The 17,696-nt window shown below is 32.8% G+C and carries 17 protein-coding genes; 7 read left to right on the top strand and 10 right to left on the bottom strand.

Annotated features, from left to right (window positions below):
* Positions 1 to 98: 98 nt before the first annotated feature.
* Complete coding sequence (locus tag U0D62_RS15455) at positions 99 to 761, bottom strand: NAD(P)H-binding protein (protein ID WP_322288209.1); 663 nt, start codon at positions 759 to 761, stop codon at positions 99 to 101.
* 86 nt (positions 762 to 847) lie between these two features.
* On the opposite strand from U0D62_RS15455, the gene dinB reads away from it, so the two are divergent.
* Complete coding sequence (gene dinB, locus U0D62_RS15450) at positions 848 to 1,957, top strand: DNA polymerase IV (RefSeq protein ID WP_322288208.1); 1,110 nt, start codon at positions 848 to 850, stop codon at positions 1,955 to 1,957.
* A gap of 1 nt (position 1,958) precedes the next feature.
* Here dinB and U0D62_RS15445 read toward each other — a convergent pair whose 3' ends face one another.
* From U0D62_RS15445 to U0D62_RS15430, 4 genes are all read right to left on the bottom strand, one after another.
* The gene (locus U0D62_RS15445; RefSeq protein WP_322288207.1) at positions 1,959 to 3,104 is read right to left on the bottom strand and encodes a methionine aminotransferase; all 1,146 of its coding nucleotides are present in this window, start codon (positions 3,102 to 3,104) and stop codon (positions 1,959 to 1,961) included.
* A 72-nt stretch (positions 3,105 to 3,176) separates the two neighbouring features.
* Positions 3,177 to 3,374: a hypothetical protein gene (locus U0D62_RS15440; RefSeq protein ID WP_322288206.1), complete on the bottom strand. Its 198-nt coding sequence runs from the start codon at positions 3,372 to 3,374 to the stop codon at positions 3,177 to 3,179.
* A 196-nt stretch (positions 3,375 to 3,570) separates the two neighbouring features.
* Positions 3,571 to 3,729 carry a hypothetical protein gene (locus U0D62_RS15435; RefSeq protein WP_322288205.1) on the bottom strand — a complete coding sequence of 53 codons (159 nt, stop codon included), beginning with the start codon at positions 3,727 to 3,729 and terminating at the stop codon, positions 3,571 to 3,573.
* A gap of 222 nt (positions 3,730 to 3,951) precedes the next feature.
* On the bottom strand, positions 3,952 to 5,601 hold the full coding sequence (locus U0D62_RS15430; RefSeq protein ID WP_322288204.1) for a tetratricopeptide repeat protein: 1,650 nt from the start codon (positions 5,599 to 5,601) through the stop codon (positions 3,952 to 3,954).
* A 463-nt stretch (positions 5,602 to 6,064) separates the two neighbouring features.
* On the opposite strand from U0D62_RS15430, the gene U0D62_RS15425 reads away from it, so the two are divergent.
* The 5 genes from U0D62_RS15425 to U0D62_RS15405 all read left to right on the top strand — a co-directional run bounded on the left by U0D62_RS15425 (position 6,065) and on the right by U0D62_RS15405 (position 11,687).
* Entirely contained in the window at positions 6,065 to 6,730 is a 666-nt protein-coding gene (locus U0D62_RS15425; protein WP_322288203.1) for a succinate dehydrogenase cytochrome b subunit, read from the top strand.
* A gap of 10 nt (positions 6,731 to 6,740) precedes the next feature.
* On the top strand, positions 6,741 to 8,756 hold the full coding sequence (locus U0D62_RS15420) for a fumarate reductase/succinate dehydrogenase flavoprotein subunit (protein WP_322288202.1): 2,016 nt from the start codon (positions 6,741 to 6,743) through the stop codon (positions 8,754 to 8,756).
* 6 nt (positions 8,757 to 8,762) lie between these two features.
* Positions 8,763 to 9,509: a succinate dehydrogenase/fumarate reductase iron-sulfur subunit gene (locus U0D62_RS15415; RefSeq protein WP_322288201.1), complete on the top strand. Its 747-nt coding sequence runs from the start codon at positions 8,763 to 8,765 to the stop codon at positions 9,507 to 9,509.
* Between the two features lie 413 nt (positions 9,510 to 9,922).
* Positions 9,923 to 10,099, top strand: a complete 177-nt coding sequence (locus U0D62_RS15410; protein ID WP_322288200.1) for a hypothetical protein — start codon at positions 9,923 to 9,925, stop codon at positions 10,097 to 10,099.
* 64 nt (positions 10,100 to 10,163) lie between these two features.
* Complete coding sequence (locus tag U0D62_RS15405; protein WP_322288199.1) at positions 10,164 to 11,687, top strand: TlpA family protein disulfide reductase; 1,524 nt, start codon at positions 10,164 to 10,166, stop codon at positions 11,685 to 11,687.
* On the opposite strand, the gene U0D62_RS15400 is transcribed toward U0D62_RS15405, so the two are convergent.
* Together U0D62_RS15400 and U0D62_RS15395 are read right to left on the bottom strand one after the other, a co-directional pair.
* Positions 11,684 to 12,496: an NAD(P)H-binding protein gene (locus U0D62_RS15400; RefSeq protein WP_322288198.1), complete on the bottom strand. Its 813-nt coding sequence runs from the start codon at positions 12,494 to 12,496 to the stop codon at positions 11,684 to 11,686. The two genes, U0D62_RS15405 and U0D62_RS15400, sit on opposite strands and share 4 nt — an antisense overlap.
* On the bottom strand, positions 12,489 to 14,879 hold the full coding sequence (locus tag U0D62_RS15395; protein ID WP_322288197.1) for a M28 family peptidase: 2,391 nt from the start codon (positions 14,877 to 14,879) through the stop codon (positions 12,489 to 12,491). The genes U0D62_RS15400 and U0D62_RS15395 overlap by 8 nt, the downstream gene beginning before the upstream one ends.
* Positions 14,880 to 15,189: 310 nt before the next feature.
* Between U0D62_RS15395 and U0D62_RS15390 the strand changes: the two genes are divergently transcribed.
* Positions 15,190 to 15,660 (top strand): CBS domain-containing protein, encoded by a 471-nt coding sequence (locus U0D62_RS15390; RefSeq protein WP_322288196.1) that lies wholly within the window; start codon positions 15,190 to 15,192, stop codon positions 15,658 to 15,660.
* A 4-nt stretch (positions 15,661 to 15,664) separates the two neighbouring features.
* Here the strand turns inward: U0D62_RS15390 and U0D62_RS15385 are convergent, their stop codons facing one another.
* From U0D62_RS15385 to U0D62_RS15375, 3 genes are all read right to left on the bottom strand, one after another.
* Positions 15,665 to 16,369, bottom strand: coding sequence for a hypothetical protein (locus tag U0D62_RS15385; protein ID WP_322288195.1), 705 nt, complete (start codon positions 16,367 to 16,369; stop codon positions 15,665 to 15,667).
* 1 nt (position 16,370) lies between these two features.
* Positions 16,371 to 16,721, bottom strand: coding sequence for a hypothetical protein (locus U0D62_RS15380; protein ID WP_322288194.1), 351 nt, complete (start codon positions 16,719 to 16,721; stop codon positions 16,371 to 16,373).
* Positions 16,722 to 16,786: 65 nt separating this feature from the next.
* On the bottom strand, positions 16,787 to 17,692 hold the full coding sequence (locus U0D62_RS15375) for a histone deacetylase family protein (protein WP_322288193.1): 906 nt from the start codon (positions 17,690 to 17,692) through the stop codon (positions 16,787 to 16,789).
* Between the last annotated feature and the right edge of the window lie 4 nt (positions 17,693 to 17,696).

The following is a 17,696-nucleotide window of genomic DNA, read 5'->3' as shown; positions in this document are numbered from 1 at the left end:
AGTAAAGAAGTAAGGATTCAGTGGGAAAAGGTACGCATACCGTAATTGTACTGGTCTTAGAGAAGGAATTAAGTAAAAAACATATTTTTTCCTTGTATTTAGTGTTTTTTGGAGATCTGAAAAATCATATCAGAAACAATTCTTTTCTGATCAAATTTGTTGTTAGCTAACCACACCATGTTTGAAACGATCGTTTCAGGGTGTATAGAACGGTATTTACGAAGTTTACCTAGCAATAAAGGATTAAGAATCTTCATAAGTTGTTTAAAGAAGTATTCACCAGCACGTTTTTCATCTCTTTGTCCTCCAATTAATGAAGGCTGTAGAATATGTGTTTTAGGAATATGTAATTTTAATACATCTTCTTCCATTTCGCCTTTGGTACGATTATAAAATACTCGACTTTTAGGGTTTGCTCCCAAAGCAGATATAATTATCAGGGTTTTAATATGATTTTGTTGACAGAGTTTGGCTGATGTAACCGGAATACCATAATCTATTTTATGATATAACTCTTTATCAGACGTCTTTGCATTAGTGGTTCCTACACAACAGAAGACTTCGTCAGCTATGAACTCTTTAGTACTATTTTCCAGTTGGAGCATATCAACCAGATGCTCTTCGATTTTTGGATGAGTAATTTTAACGCTTTTCCTGGAGAACAATTTTATTTTATGGTATCTATCGTCATGCAGTAATCTTTGTAACAGAATCCCTCCTGTTAATCCTGTTGCGCCCAATATGATAGCTGTTTTTGACATTTTTTACGTTAATACTATGTAAAGGTATGTAAAGCTTGTTAGTACTTTATGCAAAGAAGTATAAATTTGTAACCTATATTCTTTTTTTGGAAACGCAATTACCACATAGAAAAATTATTCATGTCGATATGGATGCATTCTACGCTTCTGTAGAGCAGATGGATGATCCTGAGCTAAGAGGAAAACCTCTGGCTGTAGGTGGTGGTGGTAAACGTGGTGTGGTAAGTGCAGCAAGTTATGAAGCACGTAAATTTGGTGTTCGATCTGCAATGCCTGGTTTTACAGCAAGAAAACTATGTCCGGATCTTATTTTTGTGAGACCCAGGTTTGATCGATATAAAGAAATTTCAGATCAAGTACGTAAAATATTCTTTGATTACACAGACCTGGTTGAACCACTTTCACTAGATGAAGCGTATCTGGATGTCACCGAAAATAAAAAAGGAAATCCAAGTGCAACAATGATTGCACAACAAATTAGGAAACAAATTTTGGATGAGGTAGGATTAACAGCTTCTGCCGGGATATCAATTAATAAATTTATAGCCAAAGTAGCTAGTGATTATAATAAACCAAACGGACAGAAAACGGTAAATCCAGAAGAAGTATTAGAATTTCTGGAGAATCTGGATGTCAAAAAGTTTTATGGAGTAGGTAAGGTAACTCGGGCAAAAATGTACCAAATGGGGATTTATACCGGGAAAGATCTAAAATCTAAAACCGAAGAATTTCTAACAGAACATTTTGGGAAATCTGGGGGACATTATTATCGAATTGTTCGAGGGATTCATTTAAGCGAGGTCAAACCCAATCGTGAACGAAAATCTCTTGCTGCAGAACGAACCTTTAGTGATAATATCTCTTCAGAGATTTATATGCTGGAACGACTAGAAAATATTGCAGAAGAACTGCAAAAACGTTTAAAACGAAGTAAAGTAGCTGGTAGAACTGTAACCTTAAAGATCAAATACAGTGATTTTTCTGTACAAACCCGAAGTAAAACGTTGCCTTATTTTGTAAACGATGCAGCTATTTTACTGGAAACAGCCAGAGAATTATTGTATCAAGATAAAATGAAAAACTCCGTACGTTTATTAGGGATTTCATTGTCAAACCTTAATACCGGACAGGACAAAAAGAAAACCACAAAAGAAGAAAAGGAGTTTGAAGTGATTCAGTTAAAGTTTGATTTTTGATTTAAATCCCACACAAAACCTCTGCTGCTTTTTTTAACGTCTCCTCGGTCTTAGCAAAACAAAACCGCAATACGTGATCATCTTGTTGGTTAAGGTTAAAAACCGAAACAGGAATTGATGCAATTTTATATTCTTTGGTTAATCTTTCGGCAAAAGCCACATCACCTTCATCTGTTATATTGTTGTAGTTTAATAATTGAAAATAAGTTCCTGCTGCAGGAGTATAAGTAAACCTTGAATCTTTGATCAAAGAAAGAAACAGATCGCGCTTTTGCTGATAAAAATCAGGAAGCGATAAATAATTTTCAGGTTCTTGTAAATAAGAAGCCAATGCATGTTGCATAGGGTGATTCGTACAAAACACATTAAACTGATGAACTTTTCTAAACTCTGCCATCAAATCTTTTGGAGCAATACAGTATCCCATTTTCCAACCAGTGGTATGAAATGTCTTTCCAAAAGAAGCGGTGATAAAGGTACGTTCTGCCAACCCTGGGAATCGTGCAGCACTCTGATGTTGTTGTTCGTCAAAAACTATATGTTCATATACTTCATCACTCAATAAAATAATGTCAGTACCTTTTAAAAGCGATTCTAATTGAAGCATATCTTCTTTAGATAAAATGGCACCACTTGGGTTATGAGGAGTATTGATAATTATCATTTTTGTTTTTGAGGTAATTTTTGAAGCAACTTCCTGCCAATCTACTGTAAAACCAGGAGTTTTTAATTGTACTGGAATGACCGTTCCTTTGAATAATTCTATAGAAGGTTCATAAGAGTCATACGCAGGTTTAAACACAATCACTTCATCTCCCGGATTTATAAAAGCTGCAATAATCGTGAAAATAGCCTGCGTAGCACCAGCGGTTACGGTCACTTCGGTTTCGGGATGATAATTACTACCATATAATTGATTTGTCTTTTTTGTGATTACTTCTCTTAATGACATTAGACCCGGCATAGGAGCATATTGATTATATCCTTTCTGCATTGCCTGAGTCGTTAGGTCGATAAGCTTTGGACTTGCTTCAAAATTCGGAAAACCTTGAGAGAGATTAATTGCATCATATTTAGAAGCCATTTGGCTCATTATTGTAAATATGGTAGTAGAGACGTTAGGCAGTTTTGTTTGGATATTTCTCATAGATATAATTCAAAAAAAGAAGGTATAAAAAAACCCTGAAAATTTCAGGGTTTAAAGATGAGAAATAAAATCTTAAAGAGGTTTACATATTTTATGATTTGCATATGGATACGCTGTAGCACATATCCAATCCCATTCTCCAGTCACTATAAAACAATCTCTTCTTGTTTGACATCCAATAGGGTATTGTATCGTACCCCCATTAATACCTTGTTGTTGTTTTTTGTTCAACTGCTCAACATCTTTTAATTTTAGAATTTTAGATAACATAATTATTGATTTAATTTACCTACTCTATTAAAAGGTTTTCGGTATACCCTTTTTCAAAATATGGTGTAAAGAACACAGTGATTTCGAATTCAAGGTATAGTGAAATGAATCTGAAAAAAAATGAAACTTCCGTATTTTACGTAAAATACGGAAGTAAAAAAGAATGCTAATTTTGAGTCTAAATTTTGTACTATTTTTAAAAGACATTAGGACAATTACAATGGCTCCAATGTGTTCCTGTATCCGGTTCTGTAGGATCACAATCCCCACCATTTATTTTTTTCATTCCATCTGTAGTGATCTTAGCTATAGTAAGCTTTTTAAGAGTAATAATCTTGTTTTGTTTTGTTTTCATGACTTTAAAATTTTAATTAAACCTTTAGTGTATAAAGGAAAAAGTGAATAGTTATTCAATGTACCTTTAATACTCCTTAAATCATAAATTAGGTGCCGTATTTTAAAGAAATTAAGGTAATGGATAATGATTGTTAAAGAGTCCTTTTTTTTGATTATAACTTTGTTAGATATTTGGAGAGATATAGTGATTTGATTTAAGTATTTTGATTTCTAAAACCTCTTAGGAGCTGGAATCATTTGTACTTATTTTTTTTATGTAATAAGAGGGGTTTAAACCTGTTTTTGATTTAAAATGTTTAGTAAAAGAATTATCTGTTTTATACCCTAATTCTAAGGCTATTGATTTAACGGAGAAAGATCTAAACTTTTTGTCGTTCTTTAATCTTTTTAAGGCATATTCAATTCTTAGATCATTTATATAGTCATTGAAACTATCGGCTTTATGTTCTTTTATAATCTTTGAAAGATACGTAGTGTTTGTCTTTACTTTTTTAGACATTGACCTTAAATCACAATCGGTATTTAAGAAATATTCTTGATGTTCTAGCTTATGTAACCCATTAAGAACATCATTCACTTTTTTATCATTAATTACGACCGTTTTGGATTGATTTTTTTCTTTTGTTTCTAGAGCATTTATTCTTTCGATTAATTTATTAAACCGAACGGTGTTATTTTTTTGCTTCCTGAAATATTTAAAAATGATAAAAATAAGAGCAATACAAACAGCAATTAATATGAAGAATGTATATTCTTTATATTGCTCTTCTTTCTTTTTTTGTTCTTTAAGAGCTGCGATTTCATTTCCTAATTCCTGTGTGTTTTTATGATGTAATTTATTTACGGTCTTATTTTTTTCATCCTGGAACTGATCTTGCAATTTCATTAGCTTTTGTAACCAGTAAATAGATTTTTCTTTATTGCCTATTTCTAAGTAACAATCAGCGAGTAGTCTGTAAACTTCTATAACACGTAGGTTTCTTGAATCTTTTTCTTCTAAGATAGAAGTGATTTTTTGTAAGTATGAAATAGCCTTGTTGTGTTCTTTTTCCGCATAAAAACAACGGGCCAGGAAGTAGTTTAAATTTAGTATCGATTTTTTCTGAGTAACCTTTTCTTTAACCAGAATATCTTCTGCTAGATAAAAGTATGAAAGCGCCTCGGGTATTGTATCTCTATAAAATGATACGATCCCTTTTTTAGTATATAAATCAATTTTTCCGATTGGATGATCCAGAGATTCACCCATCGAAATACCTATATCCGCATAATGCAATACCGAATCATATTTTTTTTGATCCAGATAAATCTCACTAATTATAGTAAGAAGATTAACATGATTAGTAGTGTTTTTATCAGAAGAATTCTCAGTCAGTAATAATGATTTTTTGCAGACATCTAAAGCTTTATCATATTGCTCCATTCTTCTATGAATAATGGCGATTCCAGAATTAGCAATGAGTTCATGTCGGATACTTCCTTTTTTTTGAGCAATGTTTATTGCCTGATAATAATAATCAAGAGATTTTTGATGTTTCCATTCTTTTAAATAAGCATTTCCGGATTTTATAAAGTATTTACATAACAAAGAATCATTCTTGATTTCTTTGGCAAACACAACAGCTTTGTCTAAATAATAGATACTTCGTTCATATTGTTCTTCATTGTAGAAGAATGAAGCAATGTCATAACTATGTTGCGCTAAACTAAGAGCACTATCTGCATAATTATATAGAACGTTTTCATAAATTTTGCTTTTAGTAGAACTTGATGACTTTATACGATCTATAAGCTGTTTAGAAGTTTTTTCTGTTAGACTATCAGGAATCTTTGATTGTAATTCTTGAGCAAGTACGTTTTTTGTGCTCAATGCAAATAAAAAATAACAGGATATAGGCAGAAATTGTTTTATAAAAAAAATCATTTTCTCAAAAAGTCGGTAATTATCCAAAAGTAATGTTTTTCGTTTTCTAATCTTTTCTATAACAAGTAATAAGAATAATTTAGAATTTTATTGCTTTTAAATGGATGTTTTTTTTACGATATAGCATACTAATATAATTTGATTAAACAATATCACTTAAATATGGTGGGATACTGATAATTTATTATTCAATCATGTCATATAAAGTAAAATTAATACAATTCTGAAAGAAAGTCCTACCTTTTGTATAAAGTTAGTTTTATATTTCAAAGGATTTCGGGAGTTGCTATACAAATACGTTTCTCTTTTTTATATTCATTATAAATAACTAAATAAAGAGAGACTAAAGCTTGGCTAAAATGGCCCCGAGTCCTATTTTTGTTTCACAACTAATAAAACATTTTAAATAATGGGTGGATTGATAAAATCTTCAATAGCTAGAAAGGTTGCCATGGCACTTTCGGGACTTTTCTTAGTATTTTTCTTATTACAACATTTTACTATCAATTTTACTTCAATTTTCAGCGCAGATACGTTTAATGAGCTTTCGCATTTTATGGGTACTAATCCTGTAGTGCAGTTCATATTGCAGCCGATATTGATTTTTGGAGTGATTTTTCACTTTGTAATGGGATTTGTTTTAGAAATAAAAAACAGAAATGCCAGAGCAGTTAAGTATGCTAAGTATAGTGGAGGCGCCAATGCTTCCTGGATGTCTAGAAATATGATTATTTCAGGATTAGTGATTTTAGCATTTTTAGGATTACACTTCTATGATTTTTGGGTTCCGGAGATCGTTCATAAATATATAGAATTTGCTCCAGAAGACCCTTCAAGGTATTATCACGAACTTGTTCTTAAGTTTGAAAGTCCGATACGTACCGGACTTTATGTTTTATCTTTTGTGTTTTTAGCATTACACCTATGGCATGGATTCGCATCCTCATTTCAATCTGTAGGATTCAATAATAAATTTGCTATCGGTGCTAAGAAGTTTGCTAAGGCTTTTGCAATAGTTATTCCAGTAGGTTTTATCATTATTGCTATAGTATTACACTTTAATCATAATTACTAAAACCACTATTATGTCAATTTTAGACTCTAAAATACCAGAAGGTCCACTGGCAGATAAGTGGACAAAACATAAAAATACAATTAACCTTGTTAACCCGGCAAACAAACGTAACATTGATGTTATCGTTGTAGGTACTGGATTGGCAGGAGGAAGTGCTGCCGCGACACTGGCAGAACTAGGATATAATGTAAAGACATTTTGTTATTCTGATTCTCCACGACGTGCGCACTCTATTGCAGCGCAAGGAGGTATTAATGCAGCTAAGAATTATCAGGGAGATGGTGATTCTGATTATCGTCTTTTTTATGATACAGTTAAAGGAGGAGATTATCGCTCAAGAGAGGCAAATGTTTACCGTCTTGCAGAAGTATCAGCAAATATTATAGATCAATGTGTAGCTCAAGGAGTTCCTTTTGCACGTGAGTATGGAGGACTATTAGATAACCGTTCTTTTGGAGGGGTATTGGTATCTCGTACTTTTTATGCTAAAGGACAAACTGGTCAGCAATTATTGTTAGGGGCATACTCTGCAATGAACAGACAGATCAATAGAGGGAAAATAGAAGCATTTAACCGTCACGAAATGTTAGATCTTGTGAAAGTGGACGGTAAAGCACGTGGAATTATTGCTCGTGATTTGGTAACTGGAGAAATAGAACGTCATTCTGCTCACGCGGTCGTTTTAGCAACAGGAGGATATGGTAATGTATTTTTCTTAAGTACAAATGCTATGGGTAGTAATGTGATGGCTGCTTGGAGAGCACATAGAAGAGGAGCTTTCTTTGCAAATCCTTGTTATACTCAAATTCACCCAACTTGTATTCCGGTATCAGGAGATCATCAATCTAAGTTAACATTGATGTCAGAATCATTGCGTAACGATGGACGTATTTGGGTGCCAAAAAGAATTGAAGATTCTGAAGCTATCAGAGCAGGTAAATTAAAACCTACACAGTTATCTGAGGAGGAAAGAGATTATTATTTAGAACGTCGTTACCCTGCATTTGGTAACCTTGTACCACGTGATGTAGCGTCAAGAGCTGCTAAAGAACGTTGTGATGCCGGTTTTGGAGTAAATAAAACAGGAGAAGCTGTTTATCTTGATTTTGCATCAGCTATACAACGATACGGAAAAGAGAAAGCACTAACTTCTGGATTGCATAATCCTACGGCGGATCAAATCAGAGAATTAGGTGAAAAAGTAATCGAGGATAAGTATGGAAATCTTTTCCAGATGTATGAAAAGATCGTTGATGAGAATCCATATAAAACACCGATGATGATCTATCCAGCAGTACATTATACAATGGGAGGTCTTTGGGTAGATTATAATTTACAAACAACTGTTCCAGGATGTTATGCAGCTGGTGAAGCTAATTTCTCAGATCACGGAGCTAACAGATTAGGAGCATCAGCATTAATGCAAGGTTTGGCAGATGGATATTTTGTATTACCATATACCATAGGAGATTATTTATCTCAGGATATCAGAACAGGAAAAATCCCAACAGATAGCCCTGAGTTTGATCAGGCAGAGAAATATGTAAAAGAACGCATTGAGAAATTAATGGGCGGATCTGGAGAGCATTCGGTTGATTATTACCATAAAAAATTAGGTAAAATCATGTGGAACAAATGTGGGATGTCTCGTAATGAAAAGGATTTAAAAGAAGCCATTGATGAGATTGCTGCTCTTAGAGAAGATTTCTGGAAAAATGTAAAAGTACCAGGAACAACAAATAGCATGAATCCAGAATTAGAGAAAGCGGGAAGAGTCGCTGATTTCTTAGAACTAGGAGAGTTATTTGCAAAAGATGCTTTACATCGTAATGAATCTTGTGGAGGTCACTTTAGAGAAGAATCTGTAGAGCAATCAGGAGAGCAAAAAGGAGAAGCGTTAAGAGATGATGAAAACTTCAAATACGTTGCTGCCTGGGAGTATAAAGGAGAGCCTAAAGATGCTGCACTTCATAAAGAAGAATTAACCTTCGATAATATTGAATTAAAAACACGTTCTTATAAATAAAAAGCTATGAATCTTACATTAAAAATATGGCGTCAAAGTGATGCTAAGTCTCAAGGAAAGATAGTAGAATATCCAATATCTGGAATTGAAGGAGACATGTCTTTTTTAGAAATGTTAGACGTGTTAAATGAAGAGCTTATTAATAAAGGCGAAGAACCTGTAGTATTTGATCATGATTGTAGAGAAGGGATTTGCGGAGCTTGTTCATTACAAATCAATGGAGAACCACACGGTCCTGATCGTTTGGTAACTACTTGCCAGTTACATATGCGTAAGTTCAATGATGGAGATACAATTTATATTGAACCGTTCAGAGCAAAAGCTTTTCCTGTAGTAAAAGATTTGATGGTAGATCGAAGTTCTTTTGATAGAATCCAGCACGCAGGTGGTTATATTTCTGTAAATACATCGGGAAATACCATTGATGCTAATGCGATTCCTGTAAATAAAGATGATGCTGATGATGCATTTGCTGCAGCAACCTGTATCGGATGTGGAGCTTGCGTAGCAGCTTGTAAAAATGCTTCTGCAATGTTATTTACGTCGGCAAAAGTATCTCAATACGCTTTATTACCGCAAGGTCAAGTAGAAGCGACAGATCGTGTATTAGCAATGGTTAATCAGATGGATGAAGAAGGTTTTGGTAACTGTACAAATACAGGAGCTTGTGAGATCGAATGTCCAAAAGGTATTTCTTTAGAAAATATTGCTCGTATGAACAGAGAATATTTAAAAGCTAGTATGAAAGGATAATTCCTGATAGATACATCAATAAAATAAAAAACCCATGCCTTTCTAGGCATGGGTTTTTTATTTAATAATATTTACTTTTCGATAGAACTAGATTATATAATCCATCAATTAGATTCTTCTATATTTTTAACATAATTTTGAGGAAATTTCCCTCAAATTATGGTAATACTTCACTTTTTTTACCGTTATTTAATAAAAAAATAGAGGTCTATATTTTTATGCCCTTCTTTTTTTAACCATCCCCATATACTAAGATTGATATTGTTCAATCATAATGCTCCTATTTATAAATAGTTAAGTGATATATCATTCTGATCAAAGTATGGATTGGATATAAAATATTTGTTGTTAAACAAATAGGCGGAAACCGAAAAGCCTTAAATAGAGTAGGTAATCTTAAAACCTAAAAAAAGATGATTAATCTATTAAAAAGTGAAGGACGTATCTTGAGCAAAGAAGAATTAAAAAGCTTAAATGGAGGAAGAGCAGCAATAGCACTTCATGATTGTGATGATGGAAAAATCCACTGTACATGTAATGGAGCTCATTCTTGTGTTAGCTCGGTTCAGGAATGTTGGGATGCGTGTTAATAGTTAAATTAAATCGCCTCAGTTTGAGCAAAAACAAACTGAGGTTTTTTTTAATCATAGATTTATGAGATTACTCTTTGTAATTGCGGTATTGCTTCTTTCATGTAAGTCAGAAGATAAAAAAACTACTTCAATAACCCCGATAAATAAAAAAGTAACGATTCAAGGTATTATAGAAAATGCTTCAGATAGCACAGAAGTTGCTTTTTGTAGATTTATAAATGAAGATCCCGGTAATTATTTTTTTATGCTGGATAATTCATTGGTACATGATAAAGCATTTATAAAAGAATTTGATTTAGAAGGAACGGGTATTATTACCATTGCTCCTAATAAATTTATGCCTAAAACTTCAATTATTTGTGAAGAAGGATCCAATATAAAACTCAATGTAGTTAAAGGCAATGATGATAAACTGAGGGTTGTTTTTAAAGGGGATCAAGAGGCAGGTCTTAATTTAATGCAGACATCACTACTCTTTAAAGGAACAAATTATATTAAACCTGTTTTAGATACATACCTTTTTAAATCTAATACAGATCAAAAGAGATTAATAGATATTGTTTCAAAAGTAAAGGACAGTTTGTTTGAGGACTTTGACAAACTTCTCAAAAAGGATAGTATATCTTTATCTTTTCATAGACTAGCTAGGTTACAAACCGAAATGAAAATACTTTCAGCTTCTTACAGTATCATAAAAAAACAAAAAGCACATGATAGTCTTGCTCAAAATAAAGAAATATTAGAAAGGTTTGCCAAAGATCTTTTTGAGAAATACGATCCTTTTTCTGATCGTTATAAAAACACAGATTTAGTTTTGAGGACTAATAACGCAAAATATAAATGTAAGCTTATTAAAGAAGGAATATTACAAGGCGAAAAAAAGGAACTGAAGATATGGGAAGATAAAAACAATCATTTTTCATACGCTCCTGGCGAATTACAAGAGAAAATGAAAGCTATTGATATTATGTTTAATAGGGTTTATGAGGTAGGAGAAATAGAGAAAGATTTTCAGAGCTTTGAAAGATTAAAAAAATCCTTTCCTCAAAGCGTTTATGTAAAGCCTTTATCCAGATATTTTAAAGATCTTGAAAATACTGATGAACTAACCGTTTATTCTTTTGGAAAACTGACAAATAATAAAAACTCTTTTAATTTAATTAATGAGAAATCAAATAATTCTTTAAATGCTTTGGTAAAAGAAGAATTTAATGGATTCCCGGTATATGTAGATTTATGGGCCACTTGGTGTACACCTTGTATTCAGGAATTTGGTTATATGGATAAGGAGCTTTCTGATTATTTGGATAGTCATAAAATAAAAAAGTTGTTTGTATCAATCGATAATAAACGCTCAGGTAAAAAATGGAAAAAGGCTATAGAGAAATTTCAGCTTTCGGGGTATCATTTCTTCGCTACGGATCAAGATTTTATTGATAGAATGAAAGAGCTCAAAATTAAGGGAGATATAGGGAGTATTCCTAGGTATTTACTCTTTGATAAAAGTGGTAAACTAATCGATGATGATTTACCACGCCCGAGCTCTAAAAAAGAATTGATCGAGAGAATAGAAAAGTTGCTTTAGCTTAAAGCCTGAGAAAATTGATAACCTAGTTTTTCTGTAATTTTCTTAGAATCAATTATTTTTCCTTTAGACAAAGTTTTAAAATCATAATCGGGAGCTGGTAACCCTAATTGCTTGCAGACCTTAGAATAATATACTGACTTTTCGGGATGACTAGGGTAGGCTGCGTTATAAATGTCATTCCACGATTGAGTTTCGATGATTTTTTTAATGACTCCAATACAATCATTTAGATGAATGAGATTAACTGGTGCTTTAGGATTTTTGATATTCGTTTTTCTAGACAACATATTTGCCGGATGTCTTCTGGAATCAAATAAACCTCCAAACCTTAAGATGGTGACATTAAACTTGGTGTTTGTTTGTAATAGTTTCTCGACTTCAAATAGTTGTTTACCAGCATTAGAAAGAGCGTTAGGGATCGTTTCTGATAAAATCAAAGGAAATCCTTCTTCATCTTGATAAACAGACGTAGAACTCACGAAAATCACATTTTTAACGCTTGATTTTTCTATATGCGGTATTAGGTTGCGAATTTTGGAAACAAAATCAATGGTTGGATTTCGTCGTAGACCTGGAGGAATATTGATAATGAGTAATTCACTATCTCTTAGGAAGGCTTGAACCTCACCTGCCACACCTTCTTCTTTTATAATAATATGATGGGGTTCAATAGCATTACTTTTTAATTGTCTCAATTTTCGTAATGACGTGGTACTTCCTTTAATAAAATACCCTTGTTCGATCAAAGCAGTCGCCAAGGGTAATCCTAACCACCCAGTTCCAAGAATACTAATCTGATTATTCATCTGTGTTTAGATTATTTTCTGAAGGTACTATTTCCAGGGTTGTACTATCTATAATTTTTTCTACATATTCTAATCTCAGTGTTTTTTTTGTCATAACAGCATCGTTGACTACAAATGGCTTAGGAATCATATTTTCGGTACGTTTAGGCATAGAAAACAGATCATTCTCAAGTAAATCATACGAAGATTCATATAAAACAAGCTCAGGAATAGAATCTTTATGAAACTTCATTCTTAACTCTAATGGTTCATTATCTTTTACATAATACGTTAATAATCGATTGTTCCATCGTTTTGTAAATGCATTATATGTAGATCCATCTGTATCAGTGACATCTTTAGGAGATACTCCATTTGCTTGTAGACTTTTAAAATTAAAAGATTTATCCATGAATAAATCGATACGATTAATATTACGTTGAGGGCGTAAACAAATATCGATATACCTTGTATCTCCCTGTATTGTATCTATAGAAGTTTCTGCAAGGGCAGATTTAATTTCTTTCAAAGGAGCTTCATTAATAAAATTAAAAGCATCATTGTATTTACTCTCTATAGTGTTTTGATTCCAATCTTCGGCAATGTTCTTGGCGGGATCAATATAATTTTTGGTCCATGTATCGAGAACGTAATCATAAGATCCCCAATAGGCTTTATTCGTATCTTGATGTACCACATATACCAAACTATTAGGTTTTGGTTTTTCAGAATCAAAATCTGCGTCAAAATGAGAAGATACCAAAAAGATGACTGCCAGAATAAAAGCAATGTTTCCCAGCATACTTCTTTTAGAATAAAACCCAATAACAGGTAACAATAAAGTACACAATAAAACAGTCAAAACTGATGAAACGAATAGTATTTTTAATCCTAATGCTACGGGAAAAGAAGCAATAAAAGGCACAAGAATAAAAATAGATGGAAGACATAATATCAGCATTAATATAGGAAAAGGCCTTTTTTGATTAATCAATACAAACTGAGAAACCAAAGCTAGAAGTACCGGAATAATAAAATAACTAGCTCCTTTTAAATAAAACGCAGCGGCACCACAAATGACAATCCAAAAGAATAATGGAGCAATTAAAATACTTGGTAGTTCTTCGACCTTATCAAAAATACTGTATACTTTAAAAAATGCAGCGATACCAATAAGAACGGCTGCAGCAATATAATAATACCCCATATACGGAAACCCGTGAAGAATGTCATTATATTCTGGATATATGATCAGAATCACTTTCCAGAGACCAAAACCTAAAACGCCTGCTAATCCCAAAGCTATAATGAAGGCTAAAAAACCGCTACGTACTTCGCTGGAATTAATGCGATACCTCGCTCGTCCGTATACAATTAACCCTATAAATAATAAAATAGCAATAGCTAACATAGGGTAAATCCAGCCAAAAGGATATTTCACAATTTTAAAAACAGGAACATTAAAATATAAAAAATCCTCATCGGATTTAAGATTTGAAATGTCCGTTTCTGAAAAATGATCCAATAGAGGCATCAAATAACTTCCTTGATGTTGTAGCGTGTTTAGATCTAAGTTTTGCCATGTATCATTAGCCGTATGATAATCAAAATGATCATCAATAAATGCAAAATTAAAACCTTCTATATCTCCGTGCTTTCTAAAAACGGTAAGATCGGTATCATTAGGTAATAATTTATAAATACTATATGCAAGTGAATTAGTAACAGGAAATTCAGGGTCGGCTTTGATAAACTCATCAATCATTTTTCCATTTTTACTATTGGTTTCCATAAGCATATACGAGCTTCCTCCACTACCTCTAGCTTCAAAATTTAAAACAAGCCCAACATCTTTGGCCCAAGCGTGTTCTGATACAAATAGATCCGCACCATTTAGACCTAATTCTTCGGCATCAGAGATACATATAATAATATCGTTTTTAGGCGTTTTATTTTGATTTAGATAAGCTCTGATTCCTTCTAAAATAGTAGCTACTCCACTACCAGCATCACTTGCTCCATAAGAAGAATGCGGATTACTGTCATAATGAGAAAGTAATAGTAGAGCTTTATCAGGAGACGAACCTTTGATTTTTGCAACAATATTTTGAGGTTTGCTTAGATTGGCACGATCTCCAATCGAGAATCCTTCTTGTATCTCTGGGGTTAATCCAAGTTTCTTAAGTTCATCAACAATATATGCTTTTGTCTTTTCATGAGCTGGACTACCTAAGTAGTGAGGGTGTTCAGAAATTCTTTTTACGTGTTCTAATGCTCGTAACGTAGAAAACTCCTGATCTGGAGTATCTAAGCCCGAAATATTTTGAGATTTACTACCGTAAAAAGTATACCAAACAGAGACAAGGATCAATACAAAGGTGAGGACTGCGAGTACTTTTTTCATTAATTGAGTGGTTTGTTTATGTTAGTTGAATGCGAAGTTAGGGGTGCATTTTTGATCAAAATAGTGTTGAAATAAAAGGACAAAAAATTATCACTTCTCATAAACGGTTTTATTAGTGGGTTTGTTATCTTGAAGAGATGATTTGTTTTTCATACCGAACCAATTATTGTCAATTATAATATGATTAAACCGTTTTATTGTTGTAGCTAAAGGTAATAAAATAAGATTTTACCTACATAAATATCAAGAATGCATTTGAATAAGTTCGTGAAAATGACTATATTGAAGATTCACTAAATCACTGAATATTATGGGAATAATAAGTTTTCAAGGAGCACGTTCGAAAACCAAAAAGCAGAACGAAACTCCTATAAAAGTGTCAGATTATATGTCTCGAGACTTGATTACCTTCAGGCCTGACCAACCTGTTATGGAAGTCATTGAGACACTTGTAAAACACAAAATATCAGGAGGACCAGTTGTCGATGAGCAAAATCAATTGTTAGGGATCATTTCTGAAGGAGATTGTATTAAACAGTTAAATGAAAGTCGCTATTACAATATGCCAATAGACGATGCCAGAGTAGAGAAATTTATGGCTAAAAATGTAGAGACTATTGATGGAAACCTCAATATTTTTGATGCTGCTAACAAGTTTTTAGAAACTAAAAGAAGAAGATTTCCTATTATAGAAGATGGAAAACTTATTGGGCAGATTAGTCAGAAAGATGTTATGAAAGCAGCGTTAAAACTAAATAGTCAACATTGGAGAGATCTATAATTCGTTACTTTGTTTTAATAGCTTTAGGGTCATCTGTGATCAATAGTTTATTTGTCTTGTCACCAGATAAAAATAAATTTTTTGAGGAGTACCGATCAAAACTTTGATCGGTTTCTTTCCAGTTTCCTATTCCCATAACTGCAATGGTTTCTCCTATTTCTATAACACCTTCTCGATAACGTATCTTTTTATTAAAACCGAATAACCCAGTACTATCTTTTCCGTGCGATTTTAAGTAGTTCTCAAGAAACGCTGGAGAATCTTTCCAGAATCCGGATTTGTGTTTTACATCTTTAATGATATAAACTAATTTGGCTTGCGATCCGGTATGAGGTTTTATAATTGCTTTTTCTCCTTTTGATTCAATAATAAAATCGATTGCTTTTTCTTCTTTTATGATTGTATGCCAATGTTTGTTTTTTCCACCTCTTTCTTCTTCGACTTTAATTTGATAGTATACACATTTTCTTTTACCGATAGGAGAGATTAAAGATTCGTCAATATGTTGGGCTTTCCCTATAATTTTTGCATACTCATTCTCTTTAACTAATAAAATTCTTTTTGCAACAACACTTTTTAATTTTCTAAGAATTCTGTTTCGATCACTGAAATAGTAGGATATTGCAACTATAGAAAGAATTACTATAATTCCAATAATAATGTAAAATGTCTTGTCTGTCAATTGAAATGAAGAAAACAAAGAACTCATATTAACTATTTCTTTTTACAAGCGCATAAAATTCATTTTCTAACGGGAGATATCCTTGATCGTATACAAAATAATAGATGTTTCCGGTCTTAGTGGTATAAATGCTAGTAAAATAATTGAAATCAAAACCTTTGGCAATCATTTTTGACTTGGTTGATTTGGTCTTTTCATATGGATTTAGTTCTTCCAGAATACGATAATTTTTTCTGAGTCGGTTGTTGATATTTCTTACCAGGTTTTTACTGTCTTTATTGAGTTTGTTATTAAAAGCATTTCTACAATAATCACTGCAGAATTTTTTATCAACTCTTCCGATAATTTTGTCACCACATTCAAGACATTCTTTTGGCATATCTATATAATTGGAGTTCTAAGATACAATTAATATCCGTTTACAAACGATTAAAAACATGTGAGTTAGAAGAAAAAAATTTCCTGAGCCAATCTATAGGTATTAGCATGAGCTTCAATAATAACTTTAATATCTGGTGAGTATCCGCCACCCATAGAACACATCAATGGGATCTTAGCATCTTTACAGGTTTGTAGTACAAAGCGATCTCTTTCTTTACATCCGTTAATTGTACACCCTAATTTTCCTAACTTATCTGTCGCTAGAATATCTACTCCTGATAGGTAATAGATAAAATCTGGTTGTTGCTGTTTGATAAGGATAGGGAATGTTTCTTTTAAGATTTTTAAGTACTCGTGATCACTAGTATGATCGGGTAATTGTATATCAAGATCAGATTTTTCTTTTTTAAAAGGGTAATTGTTTGCACCATGCAGAGAAAAAGTAAAAACAGAAGGGTCGTTCTGAAAGATCTCTGCGGTCCCGTTGCCTTGATGTACATCAAGGTCAACAATTAGAACTTTTTTACATTTCCTCTTTTGTGTTAGGTATCGCGCAGCAATTGCCTGGTCATTTAATAAGCAAAAAGCTTCTCCGTGATCGGTATATGCGTGATGTGTTCCTCCTGCTATATTCATAGCAATCCCGTACTTAAGAGCATATTCTGAAGCTTTTATGGTACCATCAGCAATCAATAGTTCTCTATCTACAAGTTCTTTTGATAAAGGGAATCCTGTTTTTCTGATCGCTTTACGTTCTAGTGATAGAGAAATTAGATTGTTATAATATTCTTGAGTATGTACAGCTAATATATGTTCAGGATTCGGGATTTCAGGTTTAAAAAAATTATACTCAGTACAAGTTCCTTCAAGTAATAATTGTTGAGGTAATAGTTCATATTTAATCATCGGAAAACGATGCCCCAACGGTAACGGATGTGTATAAATAGGATGGTATGCTATTTTGAGCATAAAG

The organism is Aquimarina callyspongiae (genome assembly GCF_034322225.1).
In the GTDB taxonomy this organism is placed as follows: Bacteria; Bacteroidota; Bacteroidia; order Flavobacteriales; family Flavobacteriaceae; genus Aquimarina.
Note: the sequence above shows the minus strand (reverse complement) of the source record. Positions and strands in the feature narration are given on the sequence as shown.